16 protein-coding genes and 3 tRNA genes are annotated in these 23,570 nt (G+C 60.7%); 7 read left to right on the plus strand and 12 right to left on the minus strand.

Annotated features, from left to right (window positions below; genetic code table 11):
• Positions 1 to 2,040: an FAD-dependent oxidoreductase gene (locus tag J4P02_RS17860; protein WP_426192595.1), complete on the minus strand. Its 2,040-nt coding sequence runs from the start codon at positions 2,038 to 2,040 to the stop codon at positions 1 to 3.
• 241 nt (positions 2,041 to 2,281) lie between these two features.
• On the opposite strand from J4P02_RS17860, the gene J4P02_RS17865 reads away from it, so the two are divergent.
• From J4P02_RS17865 to J4P02_RS17880, 4 genes are all read left to right on the plus strand, one after another.
• Entirely contained in the window at positions 2,282 to 5,146 is a 2,865-nt protein-coding gene (locus J4P02_RS17865; protein ID WP_426192597.1) for an autotransporter domain-containing protein, read from the plus strand.
• 94 nt (positions 5,147 to 5,240) lie between these two features.
• Positions 5,241 to 6,074 (plus strand): dienelactone hydrolase family protein, encoded by an 834-nt coding sequence (locus tag J4P02_RS17870; protein ID WP_426192599.1) that lies wholly within the window; start codon positions 5,241 to 5,243, stop codon positions 6,072 to 6,074.
• 187 nt (positions 6,075 to 6,261) lie between these two features.
• Positions 6,262 to 7,377, plus strand: coding sequence for a carbon-nitrogen hydrolase family protein (locus J4P02_RS17875; RefSeq protein ID WP_426192601.1), 1,116 nt, complete (start codon positions 6,262 to 6,264; stop codon positions 7,375 to 7,377).
• A 4-nt stretch (positions 7,378 to 7,381) separates the two neighbouring features.
• A complete protein-coding gene (locus tag J4P02_RS17880; RefSeq protein ID WP_426192603.1) occupies positions 7,382 to 8,422 on the plus strand; it encodes an AraC family transcriptional regulator in 1,041 nt (346 codons plus the stop codon).
• Positions 8,423 to 8,721: 299 nt separating this feature from the next.
• Here J4P02_RS17880 and J4P02_RS17885 read toward each other — a convergent pair whose 3' ends face one another.
• Both J4P02_RS17885 and J4P02_RS17890 read right to left on the minus strand, forming a co-directional pair.
• Positions 8,722 to 9,582, minus strand: a complete 861-nt coding sequence (locus J4P02_RS17885) for a DUF2242 domain-containing protein (RefSeq protein ID WP_426192605.1) — start codon at positions 9,580 to 9,582, stop codon at positions 8,722 to 8,724.
• 107 nt (positions 9,583 to 9,689) lie between these two features.
• The gene (locus J4P02_RS17890; protein ID WP_426192607.1) at positions 9,690 to 10,574 is read right to left on the minus strand and encodes a LysR family transcriptional regulator; all 885 of its coding nucleotides are present in this window, start codon (positions 10,572 to 10,574) and stop codon (positions 9,690 to 9,692) included.
• Positions 10,575 to 10,692: 118 nt separating this feature from the next.
• On the opposite strand from J4P02_RS17890, the gene J4P02_RS17895 reads away from it, so the two are divergent.
• The gene (locus J4P02_RS17895; protein WP_426192609.1) at positions 10,693 to 11,898 is read left to right on the plus strand and encodes an MFS transporter; all 1,206 of its coding nucleotides are present in this window, start codon (positions 10,693 to 10,695) and stop codon (positions 11,896 to 11,898) included.
• A 72-nt stretch (positions 11,899 to 11,970) separates the two neighbouring features.
• On the opposite strand, the gene J4P02_RS17900 is transcribed toward J4P02_RS17895, so the two are convergent.
• The 9 genes from J4P02_RS17900 to J4P02_RS17940 form a co-directional block, all read right to left on the minus strand.
• The gene (locus tag J4P02_RS17900; protein ID WP_426192611.1) at positions 11,971 to 13,842 is read right to left on the minus strand and encodes a SurA N-terminal domain-containing protein; all 1,872 of its coding nucleotides are present in this window, start codon (positions 13,840 to 13,842) and stop codon (positions 11,971 to 11,973) included.
• 225 nt (positions 13,843 to 14,067) lie between these two features.
• Positions 14,068 to 14,340, minus strand: coding sequence for an HU family DNA-binding protein (locus J4P02_RS17905; protein WP_022639715.1), 273 nt, complete (start codon positions 14,338 to 14,340; stop codon positions 14,068 to 14,070).
• Between the two features lie 148 nt (positions 14,341 to 14,488).
• On the minus strand, positions 14,489 to 16,885 hold the full coding sequence (gene lon / locus J4P02_RS17910) for an endopeptidase La (protein ID WP_426192614.1): 2,397 nt from the start codon (positions 16,883 to 16,885) through the stop codon (positions 14,489 to 14,491).
• A gap of 163 nt (positions 16,886 to 17,048) precedes the next feature.
• Positions 17,049 to 18,332: an ATP-dependent Clp protease ATP-binding subunit ClpX gene (clpX, locus tag J4P02_RS17915; RefSeq protein ID WP_426192616.1), complete on the minus strand. Its 1,284-nt coding sequence runs from the start codon at positions 18,330 to 18,332 to the stop codon at positions 17,049 to 17,051.
• Positions 18,333 to 18,438: 106 nt separating this feature from the next.
• A complete protein-coding gene (gene clpP, locus J4P02_RS17920; protein ID WP_016965272.1) occupies positions 18,439 to 19,080 on the minus strand; it encodes an ATP-dependent Clp endopeptidase proteolytic subunit ClpP in 642 nt (213 codons plus the stop codon).
• 92 nt (positions 19,081 to 19,172) lie between these two features.
• Positions 19,173 to 20,483: a trigger factor gene (gene tig, locus J4P02_RS17925; RefSeq protein ID WP_426192618.1), complete on the minus strand. Its 1,311-nt coding sequence runs from the start codon at positions 20,481 to 20,483 to the stop codon at positions 19,173 to 19,175.
• Positions 20,484 to 20,861: 378 nt separating this feature from the next.
• Positions 20,862 to 20,946, minus strand: a tRNA-Leu gene (locus J4P02_RS17930).
• A gap of 57 nt (positions 20,947 to 21,003) precedes the next feature.
• A tRNA-His gene (locus tag J4P02_RS17935) sits at positions 21,004 to 21,079 on the minus strand.
• A 32-nt stretch (positions 21,080 to 21,111) separates the two neighbouring features.
• Positions 21,112 to 21,188 (minus strand) — tRNA-Arg (locus J4P02_RS17940).
• A 280-nt stretch (positions 21,189 to 21,468) separates the two neighbouring features.
• Between J4P02_RS17940 and folD the strand changes: the two genes are divergently transcribed.
• Complete coding sequence (folD, locus tag J4P02_RS17945) at positions 21,469 to 22,323, plus strand: bifunctional methylenetetrahydrofolate dehydrogenase/methenyltetrahydrofolate cyclohydrolase FolD (protein ID WP_426192620.1); 855 nt, start codon at positions 21,469 to 21,471, stop codon at positions 22,321 to 22,323.
• Positions 22,324 to 22,617: 294 nt separating this feature from the next.
• Positions 22,618 to 23,556, plus strand: a complete 939-nt coding sequence (pbpG, locus tag J4P02_RS17950; protein WP_426192622.1) for a D-alanyl-D-alanine endopeptidase — start codon at positions 22,618 to 22,620, stop codon at positions 23,554 to 23,556.
• Positions 23,557 to 23,570: the final 14 nt, after the last annotated feature.

Raw genomic sequence — 23,570 nt, forward strand, 5'->3', positions numbered from 1 at the left:
TTACAACTCGGCCGCCAGGCGCGAGCCCTGGTTGATGGCGCGCTTGGCATCCAGCTCGGCGGCCACATCGGCACCGCCGATCAGGTGCACGTTCTGCCCCGCCGCCAGCAGGCCTTCCTGCAGCTCGCGCAGCGGGTCCTGGCCAGCGCAGATGACGATGTTGTCCACCGGCAGCACTTGCGGCTCGCCGGTTTCGCCAATGCGGATGTGCAGGCCGGCGTCGTCGACCTTCAGGTACTCGACACTGTTGAGCATCTGCACCTGCTTGTTCTTCAACCCGGTGCGGTGAATCCAGCCGGTGGTCTTGCCCAGGCCGTCACCGACCTTGGATTTCTTGCGTTGCAGCAGGAACACCTGGCGCGCCGGCGCATGGGGTTCGGCCTTGATCCCGGCCACGCCACCGCGGGCTTCGAGCTGGCTGTCGATGCCCCACTCCTTCCAGAACGCCTGGCGATCCTGGCTGGTGGCCACGCCCTGGTGCACCAGGAACTCGGAGACGTCGAAGCCGATGCCGCCGGCGCCGATCACCGCCACGCTCTTGCCCACCGGCTTGCGTTGCAGCAGCACGTCCAGGTAGCTCAGCACCTTGGCGTGCTCGATACCGGGAATCGCCGGTGTACGCGGGGCGATGCCGGTGGCCAGGATGATTTCGTCAAAGCCTCCGGCCACCAGTTGCTGCACATCCACCCGGGTATCGAGGCACAGCTCGACATGGCTGGTCTGCAACTTGCGCTTGAAGTAGCGCAGGGTCTCGTAGAACTCTTCCTTGCCCGGCACCCGCTTGGCCACGTTGAACTGGCCGCCGATCTCGCTGGCCGCATCGAACAGGGTCACCTGGTGCCCGCGCTCGGCGGCCACGGTGGCGGCAGACAGCCCGGCAGGGCCGGCGCCGACCACGGCGATTTTCTTGATCTGCTGCACCGGCAGGTAGTTGAGCTCGGTTTCATGGCAGGCGCGAGGGTTGACCAGGCAGCTGGTGAGCTTGCCGCCGAAGGTGTGGTCGAGGCAGGCCTGGTTGCAGCCGATGCAGGTGTTGATCTCGTCGGCACGGCCTGCGGCGGCCTTGTTGACGAAGTCCGGGTCGGCGAGGAATGGCCGGGCCATGGAGACCATGTCGGCATCGCCCTCGGCGAGGATCTGCTCGGCCACTTCCGGGGTGTTGATGCGGTTGGTGGTGATCAGCGGAATGCTCACCGAACCCCGCAGCTTGGCCGTGACCTTGCTGAATGCAGCCCGTGGCACCTTGGTGGCGATGGTGGGAATCCGCGCTTCGTGCCAGCCGATGCCGGTGTTGATGATAGTGGCGCCGGCGCCTTCGATGGCCTGGGCCAGCTGCACGATTTCATCCCAGGTGCTGCCGCCTTCCACCAGGTCGAGCATCGACAAGCGGAAAATGATGATGAAGTTCGGGCCCACGGCCTCACGCACCCGGCGCACGATTTCCACCGGCAGGCGCATGCGGTTCTCGTAGCTGCCACCCCAGCGGTCGGTGCGGTGGTTGGTGTGGGCGGCGAGGAACTGGTTAATGAAATAACCTTCCGAACCCATGATTTCCACGCCGTCGTACTCGGCCTTCTGCGCCAGGGTCGAGCAGGTGACGAAGTCACGGATCTGCTTCTCGATGCCTTCCTCGTCCAGCTCCTTGGGCTTGAACGGGTTGATTGGCGCCTGGATCGCGCTCGGCGCCACCTGCTTGGGGCTGTAGGCATAACGCCCGGCGTGAAGGATCTGCATGCAGATCTTGCCGCCCGCCTCATGCACTGCACGAGTCACGATCTGGTGCTTCAGGGCTTCTTCTTCGGTGGTCAGCTTGGCCGCGCCGGAGTACACCCCGCCTTCGTCATTGGGGCCGATACCGCCGGTAACCATCAGGCCCACGCCGCCGCGAGCGCGCTCGGCGAAATACGCCGCCATGCGCTCGAAGCCGCCGGGCTTCTCCTCAAGGCCCGTGTGCATCGAACCCATCAGGGTGCGGTTGCGCAAGGTGGTGAACCCCAGGTCGAGGGGGGCCAGCAAGTGCGGGTAAGGGGCTGCAGCCATGGTCGAACTCCAGATCGGGCAATCACGGAAAATGCGGAAGCTCTGCGGCTTCCATCAGTAGTGCTGCACAGACTAAGAGCAGCGTATTCGGCGCTCAATGACCGCAACTGACAAGTTAATGACCCAAACGCGCAGCACTTATTCAAATAAAGCTGAAATTAGCTCTTTTCTAGAACCAATCTTCCTATTAGATTCGCGCGTCATTTCTCACACGGCCTGCACAGCCATCCAGAGGAGCAGTATGAAGCGCGCTTTCCGTATTATCTGCAGCCATGCCCGCCAGGCGTTCATGGTCACCGATGAACTCACTGCTACCGGCGGCAAGCGCAGCCACTCACGCCTGCTGCTGGCTGCGGCGGGCAGCGGCTGTCTGGTCTTGGCTAATCCAGGCATGGCGCAGGCCCAGGAGCGCTGCAACACCATTGAGGTGGAGATTTCCGACAACGGCGGCGGTAACGACACCTGCACGCTCCACTCATCCGGCCAAGGCAGCGTGGAGGTCAATGCCACACTGTTGAACAACAGTGACGCCATTACGGCACCCAGGGGCTTCATACGGATCACCAACAACGCCTACGTGATTGGTAGCGGCACCGGCAACGGTATCAATCTGTCGGGCAACTTCCGTGGTTTTGCCTTGTTGAACCAGGAGTCTTCGTCGATCCAGGGGGGCATCAACGGCGTTGTTCTGGCCAATGGCTACTACCTGAGCTCGTTGACCAACGCGGGCGAAATCACCAGCGGCAACATCAACGGTACGGGGATAGCGATCGATAACGCATCCATTGGCGTGCTGCACAACCTGGCTACCGGCAACATCTACAACTCGGCGTCCGGCAACGCCATAAAGCTGGTCAACAATGCCTCGATCAATGGCAACCTGATCAACGACGGCCGTATCGCGAGTAACGGCGGCGGCGCAGCCATCTACGGCGACGCAGGCAAAATCACCAGCGACCTGCTCAATGACGGCCAGATCAGCAACCAGGGCAGCAACGAACATTCGGCGATCGAGTTGAGCGGTTTCACCATCGGCGGCAATTTCAGCAACGCCAGCCAGGGCGTGATCGATGGCTCAGCCGGCGCTATCCGACTTACGGGCAGCAGCATCGGCGGCACCTTGACGAACCAGGGAACACTCAATGGCCGCGGCGATACGGCCAGCGTTCTGCTTGAGCAGAGCTCTGTCGACAGCCTGGTCAACTCAGGCATCCTGCAGGGCAAACTGACCGGGCTGCAGCTTGACGGCAGTACCCTGGGCAGCATCACCAACGATTCCGCGGCCGTCCTCAAAGGCGGCGACAACGGTTTGACCATCGGCGCCAACTCCAGGGTTGGCTCGCTGACCAACAGCGGGCATATCGAGGGTGGCACGTATGCGGTCTATGTCGCGCCCAACAGCGGCGCGACCCTGACCCGCATCGACATCATGGGCAACGACACTGCGGCCTTCCGCGGGGATGTGCGTGCCAGTGACAGCGATGTCAGCGTCAAGTCCGGCGCGGTGTTCAGCAGCAGCAATGCCTTCATGGTGCGCAGTTTCAACGTGGAAAACGGCGCCCTGTTGAATCTGCGCAACAGCCCATCCACCAGCGCCATGGCCGATGGCATCAGCGTCAGCAACGGCCTGCACAACAGCGGTACCCTGGCCCTGGCCAGCGGCGTGACCGGCACCGTACAGGGCGACTATACCCAGACCGCCAGCGGCACCCTGAAAATTGGCGTGGCCGACGACAGTTCCTACGCAAAATTGCGGGTCAGTGGCGTGGCCAGCCTCCCCAGCAACGCCAGGATCAACGTCGATGTGAGCGACCCTGGCTATCGCTTCAGCAGCAAAAGCCTGCAGGACATTCTCAAGGCCGGAACACTGGTCAGCGATGGCACCTTCGCCGTTACCGACAACTCCCTGTTGTTCGACTTCGGCGCAGTCAAGGACGGCAATACCGTAGATTTGACCCTCGCCGCCGCGGGGGGCTCCGGCAGCGCCGGTACCGGCCTGGTGGAAGACAGCGTGCGTAACCTGGGCAACAGTCCGGCGTTTGGCGCCGCCCGGGTGCTCGACCAGGCGTTCAGCGCCAACCCGACTGGCGAGTTGGCCAGACACTTCCTCGGCCTGAGCAGCACCGGGGAGGTTTCCAACGCCGTTTCGCAAACCCTGCCGACCGCCGCCGGCAACGCTCAGAACGCCACCAGCAGCACCCTGGCCGGCATCAACCGGGTGATCCAGGCCCGCCAGGAAAGCAACAGCGGGCTGTCCTCCGGCGACCCCGTGCAGACCGAGCACAACCTGTGGATCAAGACGTTCGGTTCTTGGGCCGAGCAGGATGCGCGAGGTGGCGTCTCCGGTTACGACGCCAATACACAGGGCCTGGCGATCGGTGCCGATGCCGCCACTTCCGAGTATGCGCGCCTGGGCCTGGCGTTCGCCTATGCCCGCACCGACCTGAACAATGACTCCCACGTCGCGCCGCAAGACATGAAGATCGATACCTACCAGTTGATCGGTTACGGCAGCTACGCCCTGGCCCCCGAAACCGAGCTGAACTTCCAGCTCGACGGCGGCCAGAACCGTTCCAAGAGCACGCGCCACATGCCGTTTGCCGATGCCACCGCCAAGGGCAACCATGACGGCTACAACTTCCATGCCGGCCTGGGCATCGGTCACAGCCTGCATCTGAGCGAGCAACTGACCTTTGTGCCCTCGGCCCGTGCCGACTACACCTGGATCGGCAGCGATGCCTACCAAGAGAAAGGCGCCGGCGCGCTCAACCTGAAGGTCGACAGCAATGCCAGCGAAGAACTGCTGCTGAGCGTCGATGGCAAGCTCAACTACGCCCTGAGCCAGGCCACGGTAGTCAGCGCCAATCTGGGCGCCGGTTATGACGTGATCGACGATGGCAGCGCCATCACTTCATCCTATGCCGGCGCGCCTGGCGCGACCTTTCACACCCGGGGCCTGGACCTCGAGCCCTGGCTGGCCCGTGCGGGCCTGGGCCTGACCCATACCCTGGACAACGGCAGCGAAATCGGCCTGCGTTACGATGCCGAGCTGCGCAGTGGCTTCACCAATCAGGGCGCTTCGGTAAAGGCCCGCTGGGCCTTCTAGCACCTGGCTGCACCGGAGCAGGGCCGCATCCCCGGACGCGGCCCGATCCCGCCACCCAACCGACCACGCTCGCCCATTCAAGGAGTTCCAGCCTATGGGACTGCAACGGCTAGTGCCGCTGGCCATCGCCACCCTGCTCGTGGCTTGCGCCTCGCTTCCGACACCGGAACAACGCCGGGAACACAGCACTGCCTTGGCCGCCGCGCACCACTGGCAGGCACTGGAATTGAACGCCGGGGCGTTCCGCCTGCAAGCCTATGTGCCACGCACTTACGCGCCGAACCCGGTACTCACGGTGTATGTCGAGGGCGACGGCCTGGCCTGGCTCAACTCCCGCCAGCCCTCCCCTGACCCGACCCCGCTGGACCCACTGGCACTGCGGCTGGCCTTGGCGCAGCCGACGGGCAACGTCGCCTACCTGGGCCGCCCCTGCCAATACCTGGGAACACTACCACCCTGCCATGCACGCTATTGGACGGATGCACGGTTTTCCGAGGAGGTGGTGCAGAGCCTCGACCAGGCAGTCGAACAGTTGAAGGCGCGCGCCGGCGCACAGCGGCTGATCATCATCGGCTACTCGGGCGGTGGCGCCCTGGCCCTGCTGCTGGCGGCACGTCGCAGTGACGTGGAACGGGTGGTGACGGTGGCCGGTAATCTCGATCATGCTGCCTGGACCCGCTACCACAGGGTCGCGCCATTGCGGGGCTCGCTCAACCCGGTCGCGCTGCGCCCGTTGCTGGCCCCTGTGCCGCAGCTGCACCTGGTGGGTGAGGCGGACACTGTGATGCCTGCGGACCTGGCGCAAGCCTTCATCGCCGGTTATCCCGCGGGGAGTCGCACCCGCCTCAGGCTGATTCCCGGCTATGACCACCATTGCTGCTGGGCGCGGAACTGGGCCCAGCTATGGCGCGAACAGGTCGCGCCCTAGCCTGCACGTGAGCAGCCTGGCCAGGCGCATCCGCCCTTGGCCAGCCGCCAGGCTCCCGAAAGATACCCGCTGGAACTGAGCGCTGAGGCTTATTGCAGAGGCAGCGGCGATTAATTTTGCATATCTTCCCACCGCAAATTGAGCGAAAATCACAGGCTTCCTGCACACGGTCGCTGACTGTTTTCCCATGCGCAAACTCCTCTACATCAGCTTGTCCCTGGCCCTGATGGCACTGCTTACCAGCTATGCCCTATGGACTCGCGATCGCCCGCAGGCGCACTACCTGTCGGACCTGCGCATCCAGCTCGCGGTGAACCAGGGCACGCCTGCCGATCGTGGCAACCTGCTGGCCGTGCAGACCGAGGTCTTCCCCACCGACTACCAGAACATCGAGCGCCTGCACCGCAAGCTCGCGGCCTATCTGCAACAGGCTCGGGAGCAAGGCCTGGTGAATGCCAAGACCGTGGTGGTGCTACCGGAACATATCGGCACCTGGCTGATGGTCGGCGGCGAAAAGAATGAGCTGTACCAGGCCAGGTCCCTGAAGGAAGCCATGAACTGGCTGGCAGTGAGCAACCCCCTGCCGTTCCTCAAGGCGCTGATCGGCGCCAAGGGGCAAAGCCGCCTGGACGATGCCTACCTGCGCATGAAGGCGAAGAAAATGGCCAAGGACTACCAGTTGCTGTTCGGCGGCCTGGCCAGGGAATTCCAAGTGACCCTAGTGGCCGGCTCGATCATCCTGCCCGAGCCCAGCGTCAGCCAGGGCCGGCTGCAGATCGGCAGCGGCGCCCTGTACAACAGCAGCCTGGTGTTTGGCAGCGACGGCCTGCCCATCGGCCAGCCCCAGCGGCAGGTCTACCCCACCTCAGCCGAAAGCGGCTATGTAAGCGGCGATACACGCCAAGGGCTGCAGGTGATCGATACCCCTGCCGGCCGCCTCGGGGTGCTGATCGGCAGCGACAGCTGGTATCCCGAGAGTTATCGCACGCTCAATCAACAGGGGGCGCGACTGGTGGCAGTCCCGGCCTTCATCATGGGACGCGATGGCTGGGAGCAACCCTGGCGCGGCGACCAGCGCATTGCCAGCCTCGAGCCCGGCGCGCTCAGCCAGGGCCAAGCCTGGCAGCGCCTGACCCTCAGCGCCCAGGCCCCCGGCAGCCTGGCCAATGCCGGGGTCAGCGTGTTCCTGCGCGGCCAGTTCTGGGACCAGGGCAGCAGCGGCCAAAGCTTTATCAACAGCCAGGGCCAGGTGTTTGCCGATCAGGGCAAACAGGGCGCCCGCCTGCTGAACCTCTGGCTCTAGGTCGATGAAGAACCCGCCGATGCGCCTGGGCGACTTGTCTGTCGGTTTCGTCCACAGCCTGGCCGATGCGGTGCGCAGCCACGGCCAGGACCCCGCCCCGCTGCTTGCACAATACGCACTGGACACCGCTCGCCTGGCAGAGGCTGGAGCGCGGTTGTCGATCCCCCGCTATATGCGCCTGGGCCATGCCGCCATCCAGCTGACGGGGGATCCGGCGCTGGGCCTGCGCATGGGCCGCCTCAGCCGCCTGAGCCAGGCCGGCCTGGCCGGGATTACGGCGGCCCAGGCGCCCAGCGTGCGCGAAGCGGCCCGCTGCCTGACCCGCTTCGAAGCCTTGTACGGCTCCAACTATCGCGGCCAGTCAAGCTTTCACGAGGACGCCAACGGCGCCTGGCTGCGCTTCTACTCCATCAGCCCGTACAACGCCTACAACCGCTTTGTGGTGGACTCGATCATCTCTGGCTGGCTGCATCAGTTGTCCAGCCTCTGTGGCGCGAGCATCGATGCCGAGCAGATCGATATCGAATTCGAGCGCCCGGACTATCACCAGGCCTATGCCCTGCTTGGCCCTGCGCCAATCCACTTCGGCGCCGAACGCAATCAGCTGCGCCTGAGCCAGGCCAGCCTGGCCCTGCGCAACCCGGAACATTGCCCGAGCACCTGGCGCCACCTGCTGCAATTGTGCGAACGGGAACTGGAACAACTGACCCGCACCCGCAGCCTGCGCGAGCGCATCATTGCCTTGCTGGGGCCTTTGCTCAATGGCGGCCGGGAACCGGACCTGGAAGAAGTGGCGATGCGCCTGAAGCTGCCGACCTGGACCCTGCGGCGCAAGCTGGCGGAGGAAGGCACGCAGTTCCGGGCGATTCTCAACGACACCCGGCGCGACCTGGCCATGACCTATATCCGTGATACCGAACTGGCGTTCGGCGAGATTGCCTACCTGCTGGGCTTTGCCTCAGCCGAGGCGTTTCAACGCGCGTTCAAGCGCTGGAACGGTCAGACCCCTGGGGAATTTCGCCGCAGCCACCGGCAGTTCGGCTAAAAAAAACGCCACCGGCGTTACAGCTCGGTGGCGTCGTCTGCAGGTTCCAGGGGATCGAGTTCGAAAGCCTGGTACTCCAGCAGTTCCTCTTGGTAATCGTCCATCGCGGACTCCTTTTTCCGTTGATTGAATAACCCTGTGCCTAGAGACCGTGGGGACCAGCATAAAGTGCCGGGATGACAGAAAAATTTCTACCCCCTCGGTCAAGATTTATAGGGTTAAAACGTAACTGCGCGAGAAAAAGTTAGTCTGTGAGGCAATCGGCCCGGAAACAGAGCTCCGGGCTGGAGTTGAGTGACTCAGTGGCTCGGCAGGGCCTGGATCGGCTCGGTAGGTGGCGACAGGTTGCTGGCCGGTGGCGGCGTGATGCTCTGGCTGGCCGGCTCGCTGCTGGCGGCCGGAACTATGGGCGCCGCCTCGGCCGGTGGCGCCAGCGGTTGCGAGGCGGCGGGTTCGGGCTCGCTCAGCACAGGCGCCGCGACCACGGGTGCCGGCGCAGGCGTCGGCATCAGCGCCGCTGCCGGTGCACTCGGCGCAGCTTCCGGCGTGGGTTCAGGCTTGGGCTCGGGCTTGCTTTCCGGCACCCCCAGGTCGGCCTTGGGCTTCTCTTCGATATGCGCCGCCTGCTTGGCTTCCTGAGGCAGGAACAGTTCCACCAAGGCGAAGTAACGCTCGTAGAACTTGGCCGAGGACACTGTCTCGCTGGCCACCTTGACCATCGAGTCGTCAGTGGAGCCGATCGGCATCGACACCGAACCCAGCACCCCGACACCCAGGCTTGCCGAGTTGTTGACCTTCTTCAGCGCATAGCGATCCTGCAGGGCGTTGGCGAATACCGTGGAACGCGGGCCGCTGTTGCCGTCTCGGGCGCAGACCACGTTGAAGCTGATCTCCAGGTGGGTTTCGCCGGTCTGCTGGAAGCTCTTGTGACCGCTGACCAGTTTCGGATCGTTGCTGGTGATGATGTAGCCCTGGCTCAGCAGCGCACGCCGCGCGGCTTCGCAGGAAGCGACCTCGCTCACCGGATAATTGCGGGAAAAGGTGCCGGAATCGTCGAAGCTCTCATGCTCGTAGATGGCGGTCTTGTGCGACGAACAGCCGGCGACTGCGGACAGCAGCAACAGCCCGGCTGCCGCACGCAGATGAAATGATCTAGACATCGAAAATCCTGAGGAAAACGCTCCGGGGCGTATTGTGCAACAGATCGACAACCCATCGCGCAGGTAATTGGCGTGTTGAATCTCACACTTGATGACTGACCGCGGTTTTACGCAAAAAGTCGCTCGCTCAGATGATCGATCAGCACCCGCAACTTGGCCGCAGCGTGTCGGCTCGATGGCCAGAGCACCCAGAAGGCCCCTTTGAACTCCAGGTATTCGTCGAGCACTGTGTACAATTCACCCCGGCTCACGGCGTCCTGCACCATGAAATCCGGCAGGCAGGCGATGCCCAGGCCACTGCGCGCCGCATGCTCCACGGCTTCGCTGGAACTGCTGGTCAGGCGGGTTGGCAGCACCGGCTCCGGTCCGCAGGCCTGGGGCTTGAATGGCCAGGGTTCGAGCTTGCCGGTGTGATGGAAGGTGTGTCGCAGGCAGGCATGCTGGCGCAGCTCTTCGGGGCAGCGGGGCACGCCATGGCGCTGGAAGTACCCGGGGCTGCCTACCAGTACCATGCGAAAGCGCCCCAGTTGCCGGGCCAGCAGCCGTGAGTCCTTGGGGTTGCCGGTACGCACCACCAGGTCGAAGCCCTCCTCCACCACGTCGACCATGCGGTCGGAGAGGTCCACCTCCAGCTCGATCTGCGGATAACGCTGCATGAACTCGGCCAGCACCGGCATCAGCAGGCCATGGACCTGGGGCGCGCTGATGCGCAGTTTGCCCACCGGCGCGCTGGAGGAATCGCACAGCTGGAACTCGGCGGACTCGGCCTCGGCAGCGATTCTCCGGCAGCGCTCGAGGAAGCCTGCGCCTTCGGCCGTCAGGCTGATGCTGCGGGTGGTGCGATGGAACAGGCGGGTTTCCAGGCGCTCCTCCAGACGCGCGATGCTCTTGCCCACCGCCGAGGACGAGACCCCGAGCAAGCGCCCAGCCTCGGTGAAACTGCGGGTTTCGGCCACCTGCATAAACACCGGAATACTGCCCAGCCAATCCATCGCCCACCTCCGGATTAAGGACTCTCAAGTCCGATAAGTTCGGAACATTAGCCTATTTTTCCGCCATGCGCAGGGCCCTACCCTGGCCCCTCACTTTTGACTTCCTAGCGAGGCCCCCATGAGCGACTCCGTCAATGCCGGCGAGCTGCTGCACCCAGGTTTGGCAAGCCATGATCGACTGCCGCTCGGCGGCTTGCTGGCCCTGGCCAGCGCCGGGTTCATTACCCTGATGACTGAAACCCTGCCCGCCGGCCTGCTGCCGCAGATGAGCGGCGGCCTGGACGTCTCCCCGGCGCTGATCGGCCAGTTGGTCACGGTCTATGCCCTGGGCTCGCTGCTGGCGGCCATTCCCCTGGTGCTGCTGACCCAGGCCTGGCGGCGACGGCCATTGCTGTTGATCACCCTCGTCGGCTTTGCCCTGGTCAATAGCGTCACCGCGCTGTCCACCGACTACAGCCTGACCCTGCTCGCGCGTTTTTGTGCCGGCGTCTTCGCCGGTCTGCTGTGGGCCCTGCTGGCCGGTTACGCCAGCCGCATGGTGGCCCCGCACCTGCAAGGCCGGGCAATTACCCTGGCCATGCTGGGTGCGCCGCTGGCCTTGTCGGTGGGGGTACCCGCCGGGACCTGGCTGGGCCACCTGGTGGGCTGGCGCATGAGCTTCGCGGTCATGACCCTGATGAGCCTGGGGCTGATCGGCTGGGTGCTGATGCAGGTGCCGGACTTTCCCGGGCTGCGCGCCAACCAGCGCCAACCGCTGCGCCGGGTGCTGGCCCTGCCGGGGATCAAGCCGGTGCTGCTGGTGACCTTCACCTATGTGCTGGGGCACAACATTCTCTACACCTACATCGCGCCGTTCCTGCAGCCCCTCGGGCTGGCCGGGCAGATCGAGCGAGTGTTGCTGGTGTTCGGCCTGGCGGCGGTGCTCGGCATCTGGATCGTCGGCCTGCTGATCGATCGCTGGCTGCGCCAGCTGGTGCTGGGCAGCTGCCTGCTGTTCTTCGCCGCCATGTTGCTGCTTGCCGGCTGCAGCCAGTGGCCCACGGCGATCTATGCCGCGGCGGCCATCTGGGGGCTGGCGTTCGGTGGCATCGGCACCCTGTTGCAAACCGCCCTGGCCAAGGCCGCCGGCGAGCATGCCGACAGCGCCCAGTCGATGCTGGTGACCCTGTGGAACCTGGCGATCGCCGGCGGCGGCCTGCTTGGGGCATTGCTGCTACAAGGCCCGGGGGTGAGCACCTTTCCCTGGGTGATTGGCGCCCTGCTGCTGCTGAGCTTGGCGGTGGTGGCGAACGCCAGGCGCCAGGGCTTCCCCGCCCGTTATTGAAGCCGCCGGCGCCAGGCGAAAAAAAACCCCGGCCTTGCGGACGGGGTCTTTTTCAACAGGGCAGATCAGGCATCAATAACGCTTGATCTCTGCCTGGTTTTCCAGCTGCTTGCGGTAGGCGGCAAAGTCTTGCTGGCCAACGCGCGAAGCCAGGAAGCGACGGTACTGGGCCTTCTCTTCCTCGGTCGGTGCAGCAGCCTCGTTGACCGCATTGAGCTGCAGCACCAGCAGGTTGCCGTTAGGCAGGGTCACGCTGGTGAAGCTCGGCTTGTCCTTGGACTCGGGCTTGCTCATGCGGAACAGCGCCTGCAGCACAGTCGGGTCGATACCCTCCTGACCACGGGTCACGGCATGGGCGACTTTCCAGTCCTGGCCATTCACCGGCTTGTTCAGTGCAGTCTTGCCATCGCGCAGGCTGGTGATCAGCTCTTCAGCCTTGGTCATGGCCGCAGCACTGGCGTGCTCCTTGGCCAGCTGGGTGCGGATGGCGCTGGCTACGCTTTCCAGCGGCAGCTGTTCAGGCTTGCGGTGTTCCTTGGCGCGCAGCACCACGACGGTTTCCGGGTCCAGTTCGATGGCGGTGCTGTTGGCACCCTCGTCGAGGACTTCGGTACTGAAGGCGGCTTGCAGCACGGCGCGGTTGGCGGCGATGCCGTCACCACCTTCACGGCCGAATGGCGCGGAAGTGTGGACGGTCAGCTTCAGGTCCTGAGCCGGTTGGGCCAGGTCGGAAGCTTCGAACGACGAGTCTTCCAGTTGCTTGGTGGCATCGACGAAACGCTGCTCGACTTGCTGGGCTTTCAGTTCCCGGGTCAGCTTGCCCTTGAGGCTGTCGAAGCTAGGCACTTCTGGAGCTTCGATACCCAGCAGCTTGATCAGGTGGAAACCGAACTCGGTGCGCACCGGGGTCGAAACCTGATCCTTGTTCAGCGCGTACAGGGCTTTCTCGAAGGTCGGGTCGTAGACGCCAGGGCCGGCGTAACCCAGGTCACCACCATTGCTGGCCGAACCCGGGTCCTGGGAGAACTCCTTGGCCAGGGCCTCGAAGCTTTCGCCTTTGGCCAGGCGCGCCTGGATCTCGTCGATCTTGGCCTTGGCCTGGGCTTCGTTAACCTTGTCGTTGACTTCGATCAGGATGTGCGCGGCACGACGCTGTTCGGACAGGTTGGCGATTTCCTTGTTGTACAGCGCGTGCAGGTCTTCGTCCTTGACGCTGACCTGGTCGAAGAAAGCGGCTTTCTTCAGCTCGATGTAGTCGATGACCACCTGGTCCGGAGTCATGAACTCCTTGGCATGCAAGTCATAGTAGGCCTTGACCTCATCGTCGCTCAGCTTGACGGCTGCCGGGTCGGCCTTGATGGTCAGGGAGGCGAAGTCACGGGTCTGCTTTTCCAGGCGGGCGAAGGCCAGTACCTGGGCATCGGTGACAAAGCCGCTGCCTGCCAGGCCGGCACGTACCTGGCCGATGAGCATTTCCTGGGCCAGCATCTGGCGGAACTGCAGGCGGGTGTAACCGAGCTGACGGATCACCTGGTCGAATCGTTCAGGGCTGAACTTGCCGTCTACCTGGAATTCCGGTGTCTGCAGGATCACCTGGTCCAGTGCGCCTTCGGAGAACGCGAACTTGGAATCCTGTGCGCCTTGCAGCAACAGCTTGCGATCGATCAGCCCCTTCAGAGCGGCTTCGCGCAGCATCTTCTCATCCAACAGGGAGGCGTCAAAATCCTTGCCCAGCTGTTGCATCAGCTGACGGCGCTGCATATCGACGGCCTGGCTCAACTCGTTCTGAGTGATTTCCTCGCCGTTGACCTTGGCCGCGTCCTGATTGTGGGTAGTGGCCTTGAAAATGGCATCGAAACCGGTCAGCGCCAGCAGCGCGACAATGACCCCGATGATGGTTTTGGCAATCCAGCCTTGTGAATTGTCCCTGATATTCTGCAGCATGCGTCCCCCAGAAACGGTTGTACTTCAAATGTAAGCAACCGTGGAGCGTGGGTAGAGTCCGGATAGAAGAAAGGCGCATCCGAGGATGCGCCTTCTCGTAACTGGCGAAGCGGACGAGAGCTGAAATTGCGACTCTCGGCATGGCCGGTGCCTACCGGCCGATTGGCGCCCCGCTGCCGGATCAGGCATGACCCCGACCCGGATGGGCAAAGCCCCTGAAGAAACTTAGTTAACGGCTTCTTTCAGTGCTTTACCGGCTTTGAAACCTGGCTTTTTAGCAGCAGCGATTTCCAGAGTCTTACCGGTCTGTGGGTTACGACCGACGCGAGCTGGACGATCGGTGACGGAGAAAGTACCGAAACCAACCAGAACAACAGAGTCACCGGCCTTCAGAGCGCCAGTAACGGATTCGATTACAGCGTCCAGCGCACGGCCAGCAGCAGCTTTCGGGAGATCAGCAGATGCAGCGATAGCATCAATCAGTTCCGACTTGTTCACTCTAAGTCCCCTTATATATCTATGAGTATGATTCTAAGTTTTTTGGTGAAAGCAAAAACGAGTGCTGAATGGCCTACAGACACTTAAGAGCCGCTTTATAACAAGGGCTCTAAAAAGCTGTCAAGGAAGCCCCCCAGGCTAATGCGTATTAATGCGTGCTAATTCTTTCCTTAGAGTCAGACTCGCGTTTTTCGTCCTTTGCAACTATCTCAGGAGCCACATCCGGCAAGGGCTCCGGCGCGTATTGCAGCGCAATTTGCAGGACTTCGTCAATCCATTTAACAGGTTTGATCTGCAGATCCTGCTTGATATTGTCAGGAATTTCTTTCAAATCGCGAACATTCTCTTCGGGAATGATCACGGTCTTGATTCCACCCCGATGCGCTGCGAGTAATTTCTCTTTCAAGCCACCGATGGCCAATACCTGGCCACGCAGGGTGATCTCACCGGTCATCGCCACATCGGCCCGCACCGGAATGCCGGTGAGCGCCGAGACCAGCGCCGTGCACATGCCTACGCCGGCGCTAGGACCGTCTTTGGGGGTGGCCCCTTCCGGCATATGGATATGTGTGTCGCGCTTCTCGTGGAAGTCCAGGGGAATGCCCAGGCTCTTCGCCCGACTGCGCACCACGGTCTGCGCCGCGGTGATCGACTCGACCATGACATCGCCCAGGGAACCGGTCTTGATCAACTGGCCCTTGCCTGGAACTACCGCCGCCTCGATGGTCAGGAGCTCGCCGCCAACCTGAGTCCAGGCCAGGCCCGTTACCTGGCCGATCTGGTCCTGCTGCTCGGCCAGGCCATAACGGAATTTACGCACGCCGAGGAAGTGCTCCAGCAGATCAGGGGTGACCTTGACCGCGAAGCGTTTCTCCAGAGCGTGCTCTTTGACCGCCTTGCGGCAGACCTTGGCAATCTGCCGCTCCAGGCCACGCACACCGGCTTCGCGGGTGTAGTAGCGGATGATGTCGCGGATCGCATCCGGGTCGAATTCCAGCTCGCCTTTCTTCAGGCCATTGGCCTGGATCTGCTTGGGCGACAGGTACTTGACCGCAATGTTGATCTTCTCGTCTTCGGTGTAGCCCGGCAGACGAATCACCTCCATCCGATCCAGCAGTGCCGGTGGAATATTCATCGAGTTGGAGGTGCAGAGGAACATCACATCCGACAGGTCGTAATCGACCTCCAGGTAGTGATCGTTGAAATTGTGGTTTTGCTCGGGGTCGAGCACCTCGAGCAGGGCCGACGCCGGATCGCCGCGCATATCACTGCCCATCTTGTCGATTTCATCGAGCAGGAACAGTGGGTTGCGCACGCCAACCTTTGTCATCTTTTGAATCAATCTTCCCGGCATCGAACCGATGTAGGTCCGCCGGTGACCACGGATTTCCGCTTCGTCACGCACACCACCCAGGGCCATGCGCACAAATTTGCGATTGGTGGCATTGGCGATCGACTCGGCCAGGGAGGTCTTGCCCACGCCGGGCGGACCGACCAGGCACAGCACCGGGCCACGAATCTTCTTCACCCGCTTTTGCACGGCGAGGTATTCGAGGATCCGCTCTTTGACTTCTTCCAGGCCATAGTGGTCAGCGTCGAGGATGTCTTCAGCGCGGGCCAGGTCCAGACGCACCTTGCTCTGGGCCTTCCACGGCACCTGGACCAGCCAATCGATATAGGAGCGAACCACAGTGGCTTCGGCTGACATCGGCGACATCTGCTTGAGCTTGTTCAGCTCGGCCTGGGCCTTGGTCATGGCGTCCTTGGGCAGACCGGCGGCATCGATACGCTTTTTCAGCTCTTCGATTTCGTTGTGGCCTTCGTCGCCATCACCCAACTCTTTCTGAATGGCCTTCATCTGCTCATTCAGGTAGTACTCGCGCTGGCTGCGCTCCATTTGCTTCTTGACGCGACCGCGAATGCGCTTTTCCACTTGCAGCAGGTCGATTTCGGCATCCAGCAACGCCAGGACGTGTTCGACCCGAGCGGAGAGATCGATGATCTCGAGGATTTCCTGCTTCTGCTCGATCTTCAAGGCCATGTGGGCAGCCATGGTATCGACCAGGCGGCTCGGCTCATCGATGCTATTGAGGGAAGACAGCACCTCGGCAGGAACTTTCTTGCCCAACTGCACATATTGCTCGAACTGAGACAACAGGCTGCGCACGAACACTTCCGATTCGCGATCCGGGGCGTCCACTTCGTCGATCAGGGAGACTTCGGCGCGGCAATGACCATCCACTTCACTGAAGCGTTCGACAGCACCACGCTGCTCGCCTTCAACCAGGACCTTGACGGTGCCATCAGGCAGCTTGAGCAACTGCAGTACAGTGGCGATGGTGCCTACGCGATAGAGTGCATCTTCACCGGGATCATCATCAGCAGGGTTTCTCTGTGCCAGCAAGAGAATCTGCTTGTCACCCGTCATCGCTGCCTCAAGGGCTTCGATCGATTTCTCGCGCCCCACGAACAGCGGGATAACCATGTGCGGATAAACCACGACATCACGCAATGGCAGGAGAGGCAATTCGATGGTTGTCTTCATGATTTCGCCTCTACGGCGGCCGTTCGGCCGTAAACAGATGGAAGTAAGCTTGAAACCAAGATGGGGGCTGCCTTTAAAAAAAACAAGCTCAACGTCAGCACTTTAAAGGCACTAATAAGAAAGGGGCCCGAAGGCCCCTTCTTTCAATCCAACAGCACAACGCTTAGGCGTCTGGCGCTGCCTTGGCCGTCGGCTCACTGTTCTCATAGATGTACAGTGGCTGGGACTTGCCTTCAATAACGCTTTCATCGATCACTACTTTACTCACATCGGACTGCGATGGGATTTCATACATAGTGTCGAGCAACACACCTTCGAGAATCGAACGCAGACCACGAGCACCAGTCTTGCGCTCTAGCGCGCGCTTGGCCACCGACTTCAATGCGTCGGTACGGAACTCCAGGTCTACACCTTCCATCTCGAACAACTTGGCGTATTGCTTGGTCAGGGCGTTCTTCGGCTCGGTGAGGATCTGGATCAGAGCGGCTTCATCCAGCTCGTCCAGGGTAGCCAACACTGGCAGACGACCCACGAACTCCGGGATCAGACCGAACTTGACCAGATCGTCAGGCTCGACTTCACGCAGCGATTCGCCAACCTTCTTGCCCTCTTCCTTGCTGCGTACTTCGGCATTGAAACCAATGCCGCCACGGGTGGAGCGGTTTTGGATAACCTTCTCCAGACCCGAGAACGCACCACCGCAGATGAACAGGATGTTACGGGTGTCGACTTGCAGGAATTCCTGCTGCGGGTGCTTGCGACCACCTTGAGGTGGAACGGAAGCGACCGTGCCTTCAATCAACTTCAACAGAGCCTGCTGCACGCCTTCGCCGGAAACATCCCGAGTGATCGAAGGGTTGTCGGACTTGCGGGAAATCTTGTCGATTTCGTCGATATAGACAATACCCATCTGGGCCTTCTCTACGTCGTAGTCGCACTTCTGCAGCAACTTCTGAATGATGTTCTCGACGTCCTCACCCACATAACCGGCTTCGGTCAGAGTGGTAGCGTCGGCGATGGTGAAAGGGACATTCAACAGACGAGCCAGGGTTTCCGCCAACAGCGTCTTGCCCGAGCCGGTAGGGCCGATCAGCAAGATGTTGCTCTTGCCGAGCTCGACATCGTCATTCTTTTTGTCACGCTGGTTCAGACGCTTGTAGTGGTTGTACACCGCTACCGCCAGAACCTTTTTCGCGCGCTCCTGACCAATCACGTACTGATCAAGGATGCCGCTGATTTCTTTAGGCGAAGGCAATTTATGCGCGCTGCTCTCGGCCTGTGCTTCCTGCACCTCCTCACGGATGATGTCATTGCACAAGTCGACGCACTCGTCGCAGATAAAGACCGAGGGGCCGGCAATCAATTTGCGTACTTCATGCTGGCTTTTGCCACAGAAGGAGCAATAAAGCAGTTTGCCGTTGTCCTCGCCGTTGCGGGTGTCAGTCATTCGATCGATCCAAATCCGATAGGCTTGCAACACAAGATGAAGGCAATTGCGGGCTTTTTCAAGTCCGCAGGCAGCCGGTTAAACCGGCCACCCACATTTGAGTTGCTTAGGCGGGCATTTGACGCTTGTTGATCACGGAGTCGATCAGACCGTACTCCGCTGCGCGCTCGGCGCTCATGAAGTTGTCACGCTCAGTGTCACGTTCAATGGTTTCAAGGCTCTGGCCAGTATGGTGAGCCAGCAGCGAGTTCAAGCGCGAACGAATATGCAGGATCTCTTTGGCATGGATATCGATATCCGATGCCTGGCCCTGGAAACCGCCGAGCGGTTGGTGAATCATCATTCGCGAGTTGGGCAGGCAGTGACGCTTGCCAGCAGCGCCCCCAGCAAGCAGGAATGCGCCCATGCTGCAAGCCTGACCAATGCAGATAGTCGAAACATCGGGCTTGATGAATTGCATGGTGTCGTAGATCGACATGCCTGCAGTCACCGAACCGCCTGGCGAGTTGATGTAGAGATGGATGTCCTTGTCCGGATTTTCCGCTTCAAGGAACAGCAGCTGCGCCGCAACCAGATTGGCCATGTAGTCCTCTACTGGGCCGATCAGGAAGATCACCCGCTCCTTCAGGAGGCGCGAGTAGATATCATAGGCGCGTTCGCCACGGGCGGACTGCTCGATAACCATCGGGACCAGGCCGCCTGCGGCCTGGATGTCAGAGCTCTGCTGATAATAAGAATTGCGGGACATGTCCTGCAGTCACTCCCAAATAGTCATGTCTTGAATACGCATAAGCCAGCACGAAGGCTGGCTTATGGTGTGTGCTTCGAACTAGAAGAGAATCAGTCGGCTTGAAGTGCTTCTACCGGCTTGACCGCTTCTTCGTAAGAGACCGATTTGTCGGTCACGCTAGCTTTCTGCAGAACAGTATCCACAACTTGTTCTTCCAGCACAACCGAACGGACTTCGTTCAATTGCTGCTCGTTCTTGTAGTACCAGGACACGACCTGCTCAGGCTCCTGGTAAGCCGAAGCCATTTCCTGGATCAGCTCACGAACGCGATCTTCATCAGGCTTGAGGTCGAATTGCTTGACCACTTCGGCCACGATCAGACCCAGCACTACGCGGCGCTTGGCTTGCTCTTCGAACAGCTCGGCTGGCAGCTGGTCCGGCTTGATGTTGCCACCGAACTGCTGAACGGCCTGAACGCGCAGACGGTTGACTTCGTTGTCCAGCAGCGCCTTAGGCACTTCGATCGGGTTGACGGCCAGCAGACCATCCATAACCTGATTCTTCACCTTGGACTTGATGGCCTGACGCAGTTCGCGCTCCATGTTCTTGCGAACTTCGGCACGGAAACCTTCCAGACCGGACTCCTTGATACCGAACTGAGCGAAGAACTCTTCAGTCAGCTCTGGCAGCTTAGGCTCGGAAACGCTGTTGACGGTAACAGTGAACTCGGCAGCCTTGTTGGCCAGATCCAGGTTCTGGTAGTTCTCAGGGAAAGTCAGGTTCAGAACACGCTCTTCACCCGCCTTGGCACCCTCCAGGCCTTCTTCAAAGCCAGGGATCATGCGACCGGAGCCCAGCACCAGCTGAGTACCCTTGGCCGAACCGCCAGCAAAGGCTTCGCCGTCGATCTTGCCAACGAAGTCAATGTTCAACTGGTCGTCTTTCTGTGCGGCGCGCTCGGCCACTTCAAAACGGACGTTCTGTTTGCGCAGGATTTCCAGCATGTTGTCCAGATCGGCATCAGCCACTTCAGCGCTCAGGCGCTCGATAGCGATACCTTCAAAACCGGCAACGGTGAACTCTGGGAACACTTCGAAAGTAGCAACGTATTCCAGGTCCTTGCCCTTCTCCAGCACTTTCGGCTCGACCGAAGGAGCGCCAGCCGGGTTCAGTTTCTGCTCGACAACAGCTTCATAGAAGGAAGCCTGGATCACATCACCTACAGCTTCTTGACGCGCATCAGCCTCATAACGCTGACGAATCACGCTCATTGGAACCTTGCCAGGACGGAAGCCTGGAATCTTGGCCTTTTGGGCAGTCTGCTGCAGACGCTTGTTGACCTGGCTCTCGACGCGCTCAGCCGGCACGGTGATGCTCATGCGGCGCTCAAGAGCAGTAGTATTTTCAACAGAAACTTGCATGGATATTCCTCGTTGCACAGACGTTAGCCGGCCGTTTTCCGACCCCAGAATCAAGGGCATGCATTCTAGAGGGTCGAACTCAAGAAGTCACCCTGCTGGAAAGGGGTAAAAAACCACCGGCAATGTGAAGACAGGGACAAACGACAGCACCCTGCCATAAGAGCAAATACTGCGAATCAAGCCAGGGCCTCTACACCAGCCCTTCTATATATAGAAGGAAGCAATCGGCACCCCCAGCAACACCAGCGATAGCTGCACTCGAACACATCTTGACGCCCCACTACAGAGGCCCATGCCAAGACATCGATCCCAGAAACGAAAACGGCGCAGCCCTTTTCAGGAACTGCGCCGTATTCTGCTATCAACTAGCTACTTGATTGGTGCGGACGAAGAGACTCGAACTCTTACACCTTGCGGCGCTGGAACCTAAATCCAGTGTGTCTACCAATTCCACCACGTCCGCGTAACAAGCTTTTAAAGCAAAGGCGCCAGACTGTTAATCTGGCGCCTTCTTCGAATATGGGGTGGACGATGGGGATCGAACCCACGACAACAGGAGTCACAATCCTGTGCTCTACCAACTGAGCTACGCCCACCATATTGCGTTACTTGTGCCAAAGCTGCCTAATGGCGCACCCGGCAGGACTCGAACCTGCGACCATCCGCTTAGAAGGCGGATGCTCTATCCAGCTGAGCTACGGGCGCCTTATTAATCTGTATTCTTTAGGGATTACAAACTAATTGCTTCAGTCGTTACGAGCTAAACATCTAACTCTGCCCGACCTTCTTAACCAGTGCTAGGCTGTGCCCGACAAGTGCGACGAATGTTATAGACGGTCCGTTAGGTCGTCAACTCTTTTTTGAAAAAAATTCATTTAATTAAAGGGGTTAGGGGAATTTGCAGACCAAGCGCCTTTGCCCTCACGTTCCGACATGCGAGAATGCGTTCTCTTTTTCTCACCCTTTCGATGGTTAATCACGCGTCATGACTGCACAACTAATCGACGGCAAAGCGATCGCCGCTAGCCTGCGCCAGCAGATCGCCCAGCGTGTCGCCGAGCGTCGCCAACAAGGCCTGCGTACTCCTGGCCTTGCGGTGATTCTGGTCGGCAGCGATCCAGCCTCTCAAGTTTATGTCTCGCACAAGCGTAAAGACTGCGAAGAGGTCGGATTCCTCTCACAAGCCTATGACTTGCCCGCCAGCACTACTCAGGAAGATCTGGCCGGCCTGATCGATCGCCTCAATGATGACCCGAACATCGATGGCGTCCTGCTACAACTGCCATTGCCCGAACACTTGGATGCTTCTCTACTACTAGAGCGCATTCGCCCGGACAAAGATGTGGACGGCTTCCATCCTTATAACGTCGGCCGCCTGGCCCAGCGCATTCCGCTGCTGCGCCCCTGCACCCCCAAAGGCATCATGGCCTTGTTGGAAAGCACCGGTGCCGATCTATATGGCATGGACGCAGTAGTAGTGGGCGCCTCCAATATCGTCGGCCGCCCCATGGCCATGGAATTGCTGCTGGCCGGCTGCACCGTGACCGTAACCCACCGCTTCACCAAGGATCTGGCCGGCCACGTCGGTCGTGCCGACCTGGTGGTGGTCGCCGCTGGCAAGCCAGGCCTGGTCAAGGGTGAGTGGATCAAGGAAGGCGCGATCGTCATCGACGTCGGCATCAATCGCCAGGAAGACGGCAAGCTGGTGGGTGACGTGGTCTATGACACCGCCCTGCCCCGGGCCGGCTGGATTACTCCTGTGCCGGGCGGCGTAGGCCCCATGACCCGCGCCTGCCTGCTGGAAAATACCCTGTACGCTGCAGAATCGCTGCACAACTGAGTGTTTCCCAGCTCCACGAAAGCCCGCCACCCCGGCGGGCTTTTTTATTCTGCGACAGCACAGCCCCGCAGGCTCTTTATTGCCCCAGACTCTTAGCCTGCCAGCCCCTCCCCGGCCTATCCTGCATCAAGGCTGCCGCTCAGGAAAAAAACGGGTTTTTTCTTGGTTTTTAAGGGTTTTCAGCCGACCGCTGAAGAACAATCGACAGTACTTCAGCCATACTCATAAAATGTAACGCTTTTCCGAAAAAGCCCGTTGCCAAACGGCACATCCATCTTTATCGAGTCCGCCCGCGTGAAAATTCGTCTCTCCATTCTCAGCTTGTTATTTGCTGTGTCCGGCACCCTGATCGCGCACAGCGTCGACGCCAGCGAAACCACCGCGGCGCCAAGAGACACTTCACAATTGCATATCGCTTCAGGCAGCGCCCTGCTGCTGGACCTGCAGACCAACAAGGTCATCTACTCCAGCAACCCGGACGTGGTGGTGCCTATCGCCTCGGTAACCAAACTGATGACCGCCATGGTGGTGCTCGACGCCAAGCTGCCCCTGGACGAGTACATCAGCATGACCATCCGCGACACCCCGGAGATGAAGGGCGTGTTTTCCCGGGTCAAGCTCAATAGCGAACTGAGCCGCCGGGAAACCCTGCTGATCGCCCTGATGTCCTCCGAGAACCGCGCCGCCGCCAGCCTGGCCCACCACTACCCAGGCGGCTATGCGGCATTTATTGCGGCGATGAACGCCAAGGCCAAGTCCCTGGGCATGATTCACACTCGCTATGTGGAACCCACCGGCCTGTCGATCCACAACGTCTCCACCGCTCGCGACCTGAGCAAGCTGCTGGTGGCCGCGCGCAAGTACCCGCTGCTCAGCGAACTGAGCACCACCAAGGAAAAGACCGTGGCCTTTCGCAAGCCCAACTACACCCTGGGCTTTCGCAACACCGACCATCTGGTCAACAAGGAAAAATGGGACATCAAGATCACCAAGACCGGCTTTACCAATGAAGCGGGTCACTGCCTGGTGCTGGTCACCAGCATGGGCAATCGTCCGGTCGCCCTGGTAATCCTCGACGCCTTTGGCAAATACACCCACTTCGCCGATGCCAGCCGCATCCGCAACTGGGTGGAAACCGGCAAAAGCGGCACGGCACCGGATGTCGCCCTGCGCTACAAGGCCGACAAGAACCTCAAGAACCGTCAGACCGCGGCCCCCCAGGCCTCACACTGATTCCCGGATAGAAC

The organism is Pseudomonas sp. NFXW11 (assembly GCF_049887815.1).
GTDB lineage: Bacteria > Pseudomonadota > Gammaproteobacteria > Pseudomonadales > Pseudomonadaceae > Aquipseudomonas.

What these genes read in the sequence shown, in the direction of transcription:
- J4P02_RS17860 (WP_426192595.1), bottom strand. Translation starts at nt 2,040, where the DNA reads ATGGCTGCAGCCCCTTACCCGCACTTGCTGGCCCCCCTCGACCTGGGG.
- J4P02_RS17865 (WP_426192597.1), top strand. Translation starts at nt 2,282, where the DNA reads ATGAAGCGCGCTTTCCGTATTATCTGCAGCCATGCCCGCCAGGCGTTC.
- J4P02_RS17870 (WP_426192599.1), top strand. Translation starts at nt 5,241, where the DNA reads ATGGGACTGCAACGGCTAGTGCCGCTGGCCATCGCCACCCTGCTCGTG.
- J4P02_RS17875 (WP_426192601.1), top strand. Translation starts at nt 6,262, where the DNA reads ATGCGCAAACTCCTCTACATCAGCTTGTCCCTGGCCCTGATGGCACTG.
- J4P02_RS17880 (WP_426192603.1), top strand. Translation starts at nt 7,382, where the DNA reads ATGAAGAACCCGCCGATGCGCCTGGGCGACTTGTCTGTCGGTTTCGTC.
- J4P02_RS17885 (WP_426192605.1), bottom strand. Translation starts at nt 9,582, where the DNA reads ATGTCTAGATCATTTCATCTGCGTGCGGCAGCCGGGCTGTTGCTGCTG.
- J4P02_RS17890 (WP_426192607.1), bottom strand. Translation starts at nt 10,574, where the DNA reads ATGGATTGGCTGGGCAGTATTCCGGTGTTTATGCAGGTGGCCGAAACC.
- J4P02_RS17895 (WP_426192609.1), top strand. Translation starts at nt 10,693, where the DNA reads ATGAGCGACTCCGTCAATGCCGGCGAGCTGCTGCACCCAGGTTTGGCA.
- J4P02_RS17900 (WP_426192611.1), bottom strand. Translation starts at nt 13,842, where the DNA reads ATGCTGCAGAATATCAGGGACAATTCACAAGGCTGGATTGCCAAAACC.
- lon (WP_426192614.1), bottom strand. Translation starts at nt 16,885, where the DNA reads ATGAAGACAACCATCGAATTGCCTCTCCTGCCATTGCGTGATGTCGTG.
- clpX (WP_426192616.1), bottom strand. Translation starts at nt 18,332, where the DNA reads ATGACTGACACCCGCAACGGCGAGGACAACGGCAAACTGCTTTATTGC.
- clpP (WP_016965272.1), bottom strand. Translation starts at nt 19,080, where the DNA reads ATGTCCCGCAATTCTTATTATCAGCAGAGCTCTGACATCCAGGCCGCA.
- tig (WP_426192618.1), bottom strand. Translation starts at nt 20,483, where the DNA reads ATGCAAGTTTCTGTTGAAAATACTACTGCTCTTGAGCGCCGCATGAGC.
- folD (WP_426192620.1), top strand. Translation starts at nt 21,469, where the DNA reads ATGACTGCACAACTAATCGACGGCAAAGCGATCGCCGCTAGCCTGCGC.